Here is a 12,551-nt window from a genome sequence, read left to right on the forward strand (position 1 = left end):
GCAACTTCTAGGACAGTCCTGTTTCAACTTTTATTCAAATGTACGCCATCCAATGTCTGTACGGTGGAAAAATCCATCCCATTGTTGATCGGCAAGGCCATTATAAACTTTTTCTTGTGCTTCTTTTAATGTAGCTGCTTTTGCAGCAACGAGAAGTACACGTCCACCATTTCCTATAAAGTGATCATTTTCCAGCTTGGTTCCTGCATGGAAAACATCAAGCCCTTGATCTGTCAGAACATCAAGATTAGGGAGTGCGTGACCATTCACTACGTCGTTAGGATATCCTTCCGATGCAATCACTACGCCTAACATCGCTTCTTCATGCCACTCAAGATCGAATGATTCTCCAGCCAGTAGAGCTTCCATGAACTTACCAAAATCCGATTTCATACGCGGCAAGACGACTTGTGTTTCTGGGTCGCCAAAACGGGCATTGAATTCGATAACTTTTGGACCTTGCTCAGTAAGTATTAAACCAGCATAGAGAATACCTGTGAAAGGAATTCCTTCTTCTGTCATAGCCTCAACAGTTGGTACGACTACACGATCGTACGCTTCCTGCACGATTGCATCCGAAATTTGTGGAACCGGAGAATAAGCACCCATTCCTCCCGTATTCGGACCACGATCTCCGTCATATGCACGTTTGTGATCTTGTGCGATCACCATTGGATAAATTTGTCCGTCATGGACGAATGACATATAAGAAAACTCTTCGCCATCGAGAAATTCTTCTACCACGACACGTGACGATGATTCACCGAACTTTTGATTGCCGATCATATCATCTACCGCATCTAACGCTTCCTGCAATTCCATCGCAACGATTACGCCTTTTCCAGCTGCCAACCCATCAGCCTTGATTACGATCGGCGCACCTTGTTCGCGGATGAATGACTTCGCTTCTTCAGCATCTGTGAATGTTCCATAAGCCGCTGTTGGAATATCATACTTGTCCATGATCTCCTTGGCGAATGACTTACTGCCTTCGATGCGAGCAGCTGCCTGAGTAGGGCCGAATACTGTTAAACCTTTATCCAGGAAGTAATCGGCAATTCCTTCTGCTAGCGGTTGTTCCGGTCCAACGAATGTTAACGTAACACGCTGTTCGATTGCGAAATCCGCCAAAGCTTTAAAATCTGTAGCTGCAATGTTCACACATGTTGCATCTTGTCGCATACCGTCGTTGCCAGGCGCCACAAATACTTCTGATACAGAAGGCGCTTGGTTGAACTGTTTGGCAATCGCATGTTCACGACCGCCACTTCCAATTACAAGAACTTTCATGTTCATCTACTCCCTGCACTCTTAGTGTTTGAAATGACGTACGCCTGTAAATACCATCGTAATACCGTATTCATTAGCCTTTTTAATGGAATCCGCATCTTTCACCGAACCACCTGGTTGAATAATTGCGGTAATACCTGCTTTTGCCGCCGCTTCAACTGTATCATCCATAGGGAAAAATGCATCAGAAGCAAGCGCTGCCCCTTTTGCACGTTCGCCTGCCTGTGTCAGGGCGATTTTCGCAGCACCTACACGGTTCATCTGACCTGCGCCTACACCGATTGTCATATGCTCATCTGTAACGACGATTGCATTAGACTTCACGTGTTTCACAACTGCCCATCCAAGTTTCATCGCATTCCATTCTGCTTCAGTCGGCTCTCGGTCTGTTGCCACCTTGATATCAGCTTCTTCAAAACCATGGATATCAGGCTGTTGCATTAATAATCCACCTTCAACAGATACCGTGTTCCACTGATCTTTTTTCCGCTGTTCAAATGAAATCGTCAAGAGACGAATGTTTTTCTTTTTCGTTAATGTCTCAAGTGCTTCTTCTGTAAATGAAGGAGCAATAACGATTTCAAGGAATATATCAGCTAGTTGCACTGCCGTTTCCTGATCTACTTCTTTATTCAATGCAATGATTCCACCAAAAATAGACGTAGCATCTGCTTCGTAAGCTTTTTGGAAAGCTTCTGCAATGGTCGCTCCTGTACCCACACCACATGGATTCATATGCTTAACCGCCACAGCTGCAGGCTCAGTGAATTCCTTTACGATTTGAATCGCTGCATTCGCATCTTGGATATTGTTATAAGATAATTCTTTTCCATGAAGCTGTTCCGCATAGGCGATCGAGAAATCAGATCCAAGCGGGCGGCTATAGAACGCTGCTTGCTGATGAGGATTTTCACCATAACGCAATGGTTGCTTCAACTCGTATGTATACGTAACTTGTTCTGGGAATTGTTCGCCAGCGAGGTCTGTCAAGTAGCCTGAAATCAATGAATCATAAGCTGCCGTATGACGGAATACTTTAGCTGCTAAACGACGTCGTGTTTCAAGAGTCGTCTTGCCATCCGCTCTTAGTTCGTCGAGTACGGCACTGTAGTCTGTTGCATCCACAATGACTGTCACGTATGCGTGGTTCTTTGCAGACGCGCGAAGCATTGCTGGACCACCGATATCGATATTTTCGATTGCATCTTCTGCAGATACATCTGGTTTAGAAATCGTTTCTTTGAATGGATATAAGTTTACACACACTACATCGATTGGCTGAATGCCGTGCTCTTCCATTTGTGCCTGATGTCCAGGATCGTCTTGTTTTGCAAGTAATCCACCGTGAATCATCGGGTTCAACGTTTTCACGCGGCCTTCCATGATTTCTGGGAATCCTGTTACTTCATCTACAGCCGTCACAGCAACACCATTGTCTTTCAAATGCTTCATCGTACCACCAGTAGATAATAATTCATATCCAAGCTGTTCAAGTTCTTTTGCAAATTCTAGTATTCCACTTTTATCTGATACGCTTAACAGTGCGCGTTTTTTCAAAGGTATTCCCTCCAGTTTATAAAAAAAGCCTGTCATCTCAACAGGCTCATCATTTTTTAAATAAGTTTTGCAATGTTGCTGTATATAATTCATGTTCCACGGCATGAATAGCTAAAGCAGTCTGCTCGACATCCCCATCGACAACGTCCACTGCGCGCTGGGCTAAAATCGGACCCGTATCCATTCCTTCATCTACAAGATGAACTGTAACACCCGTTACTTTAACGCCGGCAGCTACTGCTTGTCCGATCGCATCCTTACCTGGGAATGAAGGCAAGAGAGACGGATGGATATTGATGATCCGTTCAGGAAATGCTTCCAATAATACAGGACCGATCAATCGCATATAGCCAGCTAATATTAACCATTCTACTTGTGCTTCTTGTAATGCTTTACGTATTGCTTGCTCGTATGCATCTTTTGTTTCGTAGTCACGAGGACGAATAGCGGCAATTGGAATACCCTGTTCATTCGCACGTTCATTGACGAAAGCATCCGGTTTATCTGTCACCATCAAAACAATTTCAGCTGGAATGCGCCCCGCTTTACAAGCTTCTACCAAAGCGGCAAAGTTACTGCCGCTCCCTGAAGCAAATACTGCGATTTTTACTTTATTCATTATGACAATGTCCCGTCATGCTCACCGTTAAATGTTACGCCTGCTTGCTTCGTAACACGTCCGATTACATACGCTTCTTCACCGTGTGCATTAGCGATTTCGATTGCTTTTCCAGCTTCTGCTTCCGGCAAGGCTACGACGAACCCAACACCCATGTTGAATACGCTATATAAATCACGATCCGTTAATCCGCCTTTTTCTTTCAACATATGGAATATAGGAAGTACTGGCCAAGCGTCTAGATCTACTTCTACTCCAAATTCTTCAGAGAACATACGCGGAAGGTTTTCAAAAAATCCACCGCCGGTAATATGACCCATGGAGTGCACGTCAAGCTGTTGATGCATTTCAAGTACCGGTTTTGCGTAGATCTTAGTTGGCTTTAACAATGCATCAGCTACAGTGCCAAGATCTTCATATCCTTCAATCGTGCCGTTAATATCTGCGCCCAATTGTTCGAATACAATATGGCGTACTAAAGAGTAACCGTTCGAGTGAATACCACTTGATGCAATTCCAACTAGTACGTCACCTTCTTGCACACGCTCACCTGTAACCAGCTTGCTTTTTTCACAAGCTCCTACGGCGAAGCCAGCCAAATCATATTCATCTTCATCGTAAAGTCCTGGCATTTCAGCCGTTTCTCCACCGATCAATGCTGCACCTGATTGTACACAACCATCCGCTACACCTTTGACGATTGCTTCCACTTTTTCAGGTACCGCTTTGCCTAACGCTACATAATCAAGGAAATATAGAGGCTCTGCACCTTGCGCTACGATATCATTCACACACATTGCAACACAGTCAATTCCGATCGTGTCATGACGGTCCGCCATGAAAGCCAATTTCAACTTCGTGCCAACGCCGTCTGTACCAGAAATGAGTACCGGTTCTTTATATTCCAGCGCAGATAGATCGAACATTCCGCCGAACCCACCAAATGCACCTGCTACACCTTTACGAGATGTTCGTGCTACGTGAGACTTCATGCGTTCAACTGACTCATAGCCAGCTTCAATATTAACTCCCGCTTTTTCATATGCCTTCGACATGGAAAGGCCTCCTATCGTACGATTTCTTTTTCGTGCGGCATTGCCGTATCCGAATAAATCTCTGTTGGATACACACCCGTGAAACAAGCCAAGCATTGTCCGCAGTTTTTCATTTCAGGTGACCGGCCATTCGATTCCAACATCCCATCAATTGATAGGAATGAGAGTGAATCTGCACCAATCTCATCACGCATTTCATCTATAGTACGACCTGTCGCAAGTAATTCTGAATCTGAACTAATATCTACACCGTAGTAACATGGCGCGATCAAAGGTGGTGAAGCAATGACAACATGTATTTCCTTAGCGCCCGCATCGCGTAGCATTGTGACTATTCGTTTAGATGTCGTTCCGCGAACAATCGAATCATCAACCATCACTACACGCTTACCATTAACGACCTGATGTACAGGTGACAGCTTCATCTTCACGCCTTGTTCACGCAATGTTTGAGATGGTTGAATAAAAGTTCGTCCCACATAGCGATTTTTGATTAATCCCAACTCATACGGAATACCGCTTTGTTCAGAAAATCCAATGGCTGCAGATATACTGGAATCAGGAACACCTGTAACGACATCTGCACTGATCTGTACTTCACGAGCCAACTGTTTACCGCAACGTTTACGTGCGGCATGGATATTAATTCCATCTATATTTGAATCAGGGCGCGAGAAGTAGACATATTCCATAGAACACATCGCATTATCTGCCGGTTCTGCAAAACGCTCAGACGTCAATCCATTATCATTGATAATCAGCAATTCACCTGGTTCCACAGAACGGACATGTTCAGCACCAATAATTTCAAACGCACAAGTTTCCGATGCAACCACCCATGCATCGCCAATTTTCCCCAAAGATAATGGACGCATACCGTTTGGATCTTGCGCAACCATCAACCCTTCATCTGTCATTAAAACGAATGCAAATGCACCTTTTAGAATACTCAGTGCCTTTTTTACTCGTTCACGATGATTACGTGAACCACTGCTACGTTTGATCAAATGAGCGAGTACTTCTGTATCGGATGTACTTTGGAAGATACTACCTTGCCGCTCCAAATGTTCTTTCAAATCTGTCGCATTGATCAGATTCCCGTTATGCGCAATCGCCAAGCTACCCGTTGTGGAACGAAAGACAAGTGGCTGAACATTCTCTATACCACGCCCGTCTTTTGTCGTATAGCGAACTTGCCCAATTGCGCCTCGTCCTTCAAGAGAGTCTAGCTTTTCACCTGAGAACACTTCATTGACCAGACCTTCACCTTTGACTGCATGGAGACCACTATCGCCTTTTACGACGATTCCGGCTCCCTCTTGTCCACGATGCTGAAGAGCGTGCAATGCGTAATAGCTGAGTTGTGCTGCATCGTCATGTCCCCAAATACCAAATACGCCGCACTCTTCGTTTAGTCCTCTGAGTTCAGCAAGCATGCAATTGCCCCTTTCCAAGCAGTTTGGAATTCCTCTACCGTCCCTTCTACTAGGACAGTTCCCTCTGCGTCTTTGATGACGATTTCTTCGCCATCTGTTACTGTTCCTATTTTCACAGCATCTTGAACTTTCTTTTCAAATGCTGCTACTTGATCAGCTTGTACAGTAACCAAGAAACGTGACTGGGTTTCACTGAATAATGCAGTGATTGCTGAGCCTTCCACTGTTACATCGGCACCTAAGCCTTGTGAGCCAAATGTACCTTCACAAAGCGCTACTGCAAATCCGCCTTCTGACAAATCATCAGCCGATTGAATCATTCCAGCTTGTATTGCTTCAAGAAGCTGTTGTTGACGAGTTGCTTCTATATCCAAATCAATTGCAGGTGATTTACCGAAGATCTTTCCTTCGATCATTTGTTGCAATTCACTGCCACCGAATTCTGTTTCCGTTTGTCCAATCAAGTAGATCGCATCTCCAGCTTGTTTGAATCCAGGTGTTGTCACTTGGCTCAAATCATGGACGATTCCTACTAAACCAATTGTTGGTGTTGGATAGATTGGCACACCATTTACTTCATTGGAAAGAGATACGTTACCGCCAATAACCGGTGCATTCAGTTTACGACATGCTTCTGAAATACCGTCAGCCGACTTTTCCAACTGCCAGAATACTTCTGGCTTGTCCGGGCTACCAAAGTTCAGACAGTCTGTCAGTGCGATTGGCTCAGCACCTGAACATACAAGGTTACGTGCAGCTTCAGCTACCGCAATCTTACCGCCAACCTCCGGATCCAAGTAGATGAATCGCGAGTTACAATCCGCTGTCATCGCAATACCTTTATTTGTTCCTCTAACACGGATCACACCGGCGGATGCTCCTGGTGCAAGAACTGTATTCGTTCTCGCGCCTGTATCGAACTGATTATATACCCACTCTTTAGAAGCAATCGTCGGACGTTGCAATAAATCGAGTACTGTTTCTTTTAAGTTCGTTACTTGTGGTTCTTTATTTTCAATCGCTTGGTTTTCCGCAAACGATGCAGGTTCTTTTGATTCTTTCTGATAGCTCGGTGCATCTTCAGCTAGTAGATCCGCTGAAACTTCTGCTGCGATTTCACCTTTATGAAGCAAACGAAGCATTTTATCATCTGTTACATGACCAATTACCGCTGCAGTAATTCCATACTTCGTGAATAGTGCAATGACTTCTTCTTCACGGCCCTTTTTCACCACAATCAACATACGTTCTTGAGATTCAGACAACATCATTTCATACGCTGTCATATTCTCTTCACGCTGTGGTACAAGATCCAAGTTCAATTCCACACCATAGCCAGCTTTTGAAGCCATTTCTGCTGCTGAAGAAGTTAGACCTGCTGCACCCATATCTTGAATACCGATCAACGCATCGGATTGAACTAGTTCTAAGCAAGCTTCCATCAATAACTTTTCAATGAATGGATCTCCTGCCTGCATTACCGGCAGTTCTGCCTCTTCTTCAATAGACAGTTCAGAAGAAGACATGGTAGCTCCGTGAATTCCGTCGCGGCCTGTTGTAGCGCCTGCGTATATCACTGTGTTGCCGATACCAGCCGCAACACCTTTTTGAATATCTTCATGATTCAACAATCCGACTGCCATCGCATTAACTAATGGACGTTTCGAATAGCACTGATCAAACTGGACTTCACCCGCTACTGTTGGGATTCCCATTGCATTACCATAACTTGCAATTCCAGCAACTGCTTCTTCAAACAAAAATCGATCTCGAGGTTCTGTTAAATCTCCGAAACGAAGTGAATTTACTAATGCTACCGGACGCGCACCCATAGAGAATACATCCCGAATGATTCCGCCAGCACCTGTTGCTGCACCAATGAAAGGCTCAATGGCAGAAGGGGAGTTATGGGATTCCATTTTAAAAACAGCAGCTTGGTTGTCACCGATGTCTACAATTCCAGCACCTTCACCCGGTCCCTGTAGTACACGTGCACCTTCAGTAGGAAATCTGCGTAATACAGACTTTGAGCTTTTATACGAACAGTGCTCCGACCACATAGCAGAAAATAGACCTGTTTCCACGTAATTTGGAGTACGTCCAAGTTTTTCTACTGCACGCTCATACTCTGCATCCGTCATACCCATTTGGAGATATAGACGATTTTCTTTGATTTGCTCCGCTGTAGGTTCGTGATTAATTGACATGCTGTTCACCCCGATTGTTCATGATTGATTGGAATAAAGCTGTTCCATCTGTCCCACCAATGATTGCTTCTACTGCACGTTCAGGTAGTGGCATCATACCGAGAACATTGCCTCTTTCATTTGTGATACCGGCTATAGCTTCTGTGCTACCATCTATATTTCCATCCGCATATGTGAAGACAATTTGATTATTGTTTTTTAGTTTTTTCACTGTCTGCTCATCCGCATAGTAGTTACCAAACTCATTAGCAACTGGCAATGTAAGCATTTGACCTTGTGTATAATCATTTGTGAAAGCTGTATTATTATTTTCTACTCGCACGGTTTCTCGGGCTGAACGGAATTTCAAGCTCTGATTTCGTAAGAATCCACCCGGGAGCATATCTGCTTCTACTAGGATGTGAAAACCATTACCTACACCAAGAACCAATTTACCTGATTCAGCAAATGTTTGTAAATGTTTGCATGCAGGTGAACTTTTCGCTAATGCACCTGGACGTAAGTAGTTGCCGTATGAAGTGCCTGTCGGTAATAGAACCGCATCGAATTGATCGAGTCGGTCGGCTTCTGTATGCCAAACGTATTCAACATCTTGCTTTACTGTTTCCTCAATTGCATGGTACATATCAAGATCACAAGTAAGTCCTGGGAATACTAGAACGGCGAACTTCATTTGCTGGCAACCTCCCCAATTTCGAAACGATAATCTTCAATGACTTTATTGATCAATAGATCGTTACACATTTCATTCACACGTGCTTCGATTGTCTGTTCTGATCCATCAAGCTGTAATTCGATCATTTTCCCAACCCGTACACTTTTCACTTCTTCATAGCCCATCTTTTGAAGTGCTTCAGTTGTCGCGATACCTTGTGGATCTACAACACTTTCACGTAGTGTTACATAAATTGTTACTTTCGTCATTGTCGGTTCCTCCCAAAGTGGAAATAATAGTTTTTTTATTGTGTAAATTAAATCTAAGAGCATGTAATAATTTAAGAACTGTTGATGGAGTTAATCTATTTAAATTTATATAGTTTTAATCGTACCAAATACCGGACTGCTCAATTTCTTGCAGAGTTGCTTCAATATTTTCCGTCATGATGGTGACATGACCCATTTTACGTTTTTCCTTCACTTCTGCTTTGCCGTATAAATGAATGGACCAATCTGGATAATCCGCGATACGCTCTTGAAGCGGTGCTACATGTTCTCCAAGTACATTCACCATAATGGATGACCCCCATAACTTCGGCTCACGTAACGGCCAACCACAGACTGCACGAATATGTTGATGGAATTGTGAGATGTTACATGCCTCTATTGAATAGTGACCAGAGTTATGCGGGCGCGGCGCTAATTCATTAATCATGATTTTACCGTCAGGCAGTACGAACATTTCAACTGCTAGTGTACCTATTAACTCTAAATGGCTTGCGATTTTCTTTGCAGCATTTTCTGCTTGCTCCAAAACCTCTTGTTCTACTCGTGCCGGTACAATCGATTCGTGCAAGATATGATGCTTATGAATATTTTCAGCAATAGGCAGGCAATATGTTTGTCCTGCTGGATTTCGTTGAATGATAACGGAAATTTCCTTATCAAATGGAACGAAAGCCTCAGCTATACAAGAAGAATGTGTAAACAGATCTTTAGCACTTTCAATTTGTTCTTTCGCTTCAAGCTTTACTTGACCTTTACCGTCATAGCCCCCAAAAGCAGTTTTCACGATACAAGGGAATCCAAGATCATCAATTTTCTGTACTAATTCTTCATACGTTTCAGCGGTTATGTAAGGCGCAACTGGTGCTCCAGCCGCTTGAATTTCAGCTTTTTCTTTGATACGATTTTGCGTGATACGGACTAGTTCAGCTCCTTGAGGTACATAAGCTTTCTTTGTCAGCCGTTTCAATCCTTCATAGTCGATATTTTCAAATTCAAATGTAATGACATCACTAACTTGGCTTAATTCATTCAATGCCTCTTCATCATTATATGATGCCACTATTTCGATATCAGCTAACTGTCCGCAAGGGGAATTCTTTGTTGGATCAAGTACCGCAATCTTAAAACCAGCTTCTTTTGCCGCAAGACCCATCATCCGTCCCAATTGCCCACCACCGATAATACCGATTGTCTGTCCTGGGTGAATCATTTTCAATTTAGTTCACCACTGCTTTCCAGCGAGATTTCCTTCATTTCATCGCGTCTTTGCTGTAGTTTATTGCGTAATTCTTCATCTTGTACACAGAGCATTTGAGCCGCTAAAAGGCCTGCGTTCGTAGCACCCGCTTTACCGATTGACACAGTCGCTACAGGTACGCCTCCTGGCATTTGAACAATAGATAACAGTGAGTCCATACCATTCAATGCTTTAGATTGCACAGGCACACCAATAACAGGAACTAGCGTTTTTGCAGCAACCATTCCTGGTAGATGGGCAGCTCCGCCTGCTCCTGCGATAATAGCGTGTAATCCTTTTTTCTCTGCTTGTTCTGCATAGTCAAACATGAAATCCGGCGTACGGTGGGCTGACACTACTTTTTTTTCATAAGGAACTCCTAGTTCATCCAATATGTCGCATGCATGCTTCATCGTTTCCCAGTCGCTCTTACTGCCCATTATGACACCTATTTTCGGTTCCAAATCTAATCCGCTCCTTCATGCACAACATGATTTGATATAAAATAATAAAAAGGTCCTTGAAAACTCCACTTTTCACATGCACAAAAAGCAGAACTTTCAAGGACCCTTACCAATATGGATACATAGCTATCGTAACTTAGCCATTCTCCATGATTATCCAAGAAAAATTGCTTTCCCACATAGTGTAGACATTTACGGTGTCTTGGTAGAAACGCCACAGCCTATTCTGCAGCATATACGGGGGAACTCATTTACTCTTATTATATTATCAATTAATACATAATCCGTCAACTAAAAGACGAACATTACATTATAAGTCTTTTATAATCATTCGCCTTTAAGTTGACATATAGATGATTAAACATCAGTTCTATTTACGTTGACAGTTATTAGCTATTTTTGATAGCTTGAAACTGTGTTTGTTGTCTAATGGGAATATACTCTTCGCCCACCTGTTTAAATAGTGGTTTCTCTCTTCTAGCAACAACGGTATATCCCAAACTCTGTATTCTTTCCAAACATTCATCAAGCGTCTCATCTTCTTCTCTATCAAACCAGATCTTTTGTTTACTCATTTGAATAACTTGCCTCTTTTCACACTCTTCACCCAGAAGCCACCGTGTATCGACTTAGGTTCATACGATATAATAAACGCTTTCGGATCTAGTTCCGTTATTGTCTTATACAGTTGCACTTCATATTTACGAGGCGTCAAAATCTGCATAGTAGAACGATAACCACTTAATCCATTAGCTGATGAGTCTGTAACTCCATATCCAAGTCGTCGTAATACAGCAGGCATTTCCTTATCGATATCTGACGTTATCACATTAACCGTTATATAACCAAGTGCTAAACGTTCTTCAATTTTCGAACCAATAATAACCCCTATGCCATACCCAAGCGCATAAGCAACCAAGTTTTGAATTTGATCTAGATTATCAAGCACTAATCCAAGCCCGATGACGTATATTACCGTTTCTATCATACTCACAGTTGCAGCAATATAACGATAGCCTTTCAGTGTTAGGATTATTCGTATTGTCATAAAAGTAACATAGACAATATTGATTGCGAAAATTATTAATATCATTACCATTGCATCACTCCTTTAAACAAGTAGGATAATCGTATCGCGCATTAGTTAAAAACTCAAGGAAAGTCTTTTAAATAGTAGATTATGGTGAGTAATTGTGGGATGAGCGAGAAAGATAGAGTGCTTGATTGAGTTCATATAGTGAAATACGGGATGCATAGAGCGATTGGCTAGGTTTATTGAGCGGATTACTGTTGACATAGAGCGCTTGGATAGGATCATTGAGCGGATTACTGTTGGCATAGAGCGCTTAGCTAGAAGCATTGAGCGGATTGACGTTGACATAGAGCGATTGGCTAGGGTCATTGAGCGGATTGCTGTTGACATAGAGCGATTGGCTAGAATCATTGAGCGGATTACTGTTGGCATAGAGCGCTTAGCTAGAAGCATTGAGCGGATTATTAAAGCGAAGATTCCAAATGCAGGAAAATTCACCGACTTGATAGGTGTGGTGTTAAAGGTGTATATATAAATTTCCTTCAATTCGTTTCACGATAATATATTATAAAATACAAAAAAGCCACTCCCCAAAGGGAATGGCTTCGCATGCCTAGCAACGTCCTACTCTCACAGGGGGAAACCCCCAACTACCATCGGCGCTGAAGAGCTTAACTTCCGTGTTCGGTATGGGAACGGGTGTGACCT

13 protein-coding genes, 1 rRNA gene and 1 riboswitch are annotated in these 12,551 nt (G+C 42.9%); of the genes, 1 reads left to right on the forward strand and 13 read right to left on the reverse strand.

Annotation, left to right across the window (positions count from 1 at the left end):
* Window positions 1-30 precede the first annotated feature (30 nt).
* From purD to CSV70_RS11545, 12 genes are all read right to left on the reverse strand, one after another.
* Window positions 31-1,290, reverse strand: a complete 1,260-nt coding sequence (gene purD, locus CSV70_RS11490) for a phosphoribosylamine--glycine ligase (RefSeq protein ID WP_085131743.1) — start codon at window positions 1,288-1,290, stop codon at window positions 31-33.
* Window positions 1,291-1,311: 21 nt separating this feature from the next.
* A complete protein-coding gene (gene purH, locus CSV70_RS11495) occupies window positions 1,312-2,847 on the reverse strand; it encodes a bifunctional phosphoribosylaminoimidazolecarboxamide formyltransferase/IMP cyclohydrolase (RefSeq protein WP_099627674.1) in 1,536 nt (511 codons plus the stop codon).
* Between the two features lie 49 nt (window positions 2,848-2,896).
* A complete protein-coding gene (purN, locus tag CSV70_RS11500; protein ID WP_369822358.1) occupies window positions 2,897-3,469 on the reverse strand; it encodes a phosphoribosylglycinamide formyltransferase in 573 nt (190 codons plus the stop codon).
* Window positions 3,466-4,521: a phosphoribosylformylglycinamidine cyclo-ligase gene (gene purM, locus CSV70_RS11505; protein WP_085131746.1), complete on the reverse strand. Its 1,056-nt coding sequence runs from the start codon at window positions 4,519-4,521 to the stop codon at window positions 3,466-3,468. Before purM ends, purN begins: the two co-directional genes overlap by 4 nt.
* Window positions 4,522-4,532: 11 nt before the next feature.
* Window positions 4,533-5,957: an amidophosphoribosyltransferase gene (gene purF / locus CSV70_RS11510; RefSeq protein WP_085131747.1), complete on the reverse strand. Its 1,425-nt coding sequence runs from the start codon at window positions 5,955-5,957 to the stop codon at window positions 4,533-4,535.
* A complete protein-coding gene (gene purL / locus CSV70_RS11515) occupies window positions 5,933-8,164 on the reverse strand; it encodes a phosphoribosylformylglycinamidine synthase subunit PurL (RefSeq protein ID WP_085131748.1) in 2,232 nt (743 codons plus the stop codon). The genes purF and purL overlap by 25 nt, the downstream gene beginning before the upstream one ends.
* Window positions 8,154-8,837, reverse strand: a complete 684-nt coding sequence (purQ, locus tag CSV70_RS11520; protein ID WP_099629051.1) for a phosphoribosylformylglycinamidine synthase subunit PurQ — start codon at window positions 8,835-8,837, stop codon at window positions 8,154-8,156. The genes purL and purQ overlap by 11 nt, the downstream gene beginning before the upstream one ends.
* Complete coding sequence (gene purS / locus CSV70_RS11525) at window positions 8,834-9,088, reverse strand: phosphoribosylformylglycinamidine synthase subunit PurS (RefSeq protein WP_085131750.1); 255 nt, start codon at window positions 9,086-9,088, stop codon at window positions 8,834-8,836. Before purS ends, purQ begins: the two co-directional genes overlap by 4 nt.
* 115 nt (window positions 9,089-9,203) lie before the next feature.
* Window positions 9,204-10,319: a 5-(carboxyamino)imidazole ribonucleotide synthase gene (gene purK / locus CSV70_RS11530; protein WP_099629057.1), complete on the reverse strand. Its 1,116-nt coding sequence runs from the start codon at window positions 10,317-10,319 to the stop codon at window positions 9,204-9,206.
* A gap of 2 nt (window positions 10,320-10,321) precedes the next feature.
* Window positions 10,322-10,810 (reverse strand): 5-(carboxyamino)imidazole ribonucleotide mutase, encoded by a 489-nt coding sequence (gene purE / locus CSV70_RS11535; RefSeq protein WP_085131751.1) that lies wholly within the window; start codon window positions 10,808-10,810, stop codon window positions 10,322-10,324.
* Between the two features lie 160 nt (window positions 10,811-10,970).
* Window positions 10,971-11,071, reverse strand: a riboswitch (purine riboswitch).
* Between the two features lie 128 nt (window positions 11,072-11,199).
* Window positions 11,200-11,385, reverse strand: coding sequence for an NETI motif-containing protein (locus CSV70_RS11540; RefSeq protein ID WP_085131752.1), 186 nt, complete (start codon window positions 11,383-11,385; stop codon window positions 11,200-11,202).
* Window positions 11,382-11,909: a DUF2179 domain-containing protein gene (locus CSV70_RS11545; RefSeq protein WP_085131753.1), complete on the reverse strand. Its 528-nt coding sequence runs from the start codon at window positions 11,907-11,909 to the stop codon at window positions 11,382-11,384. The genes CSV70_RS11540 and CSV70_RS11545 overlap by 4 nt, the downstream gene beginning before the upstream one ends.
* A 163-nt stretch (window positions 11,910-12,072) precedes the next feature.
* On the opposite strand from CSV70_RS11545, the gene CSV70_RS11550 reads away from it, so the two are divergent.
* Window positions 12,073-12,378: a hypothetical protein gene (locus tag CSV70_RS11550; RefSeq protein ID WP_099629052.1), complete on the forward strand. Its 306-nt coding sequence runs from the start codon at window positions 12,073-12,075 to the stop codon at window positions 12,376-12,378.
* Window positions 12,379-12,454: 76 nt separating this feature from the next.
* Here CSV70_RS11550 and rrf read toward each other — a convergent pair.
* Window positions 12,455-12,551, reverse strand: a 5S ribosomal RNA gene (rrf, locus tag CSV70_RS11555); the annotation flags it as partial.

It is taken from the genome of Sporosarcina sp. P25, assembly GCF_002743235.1.
GTDB classification, from domain to species: domain Bacteria; phylum Bacillota; class Bacilli; order Bacillales_A; family Planococcaceae; genus Sporosarcina; species Sporosarcina ureae_B.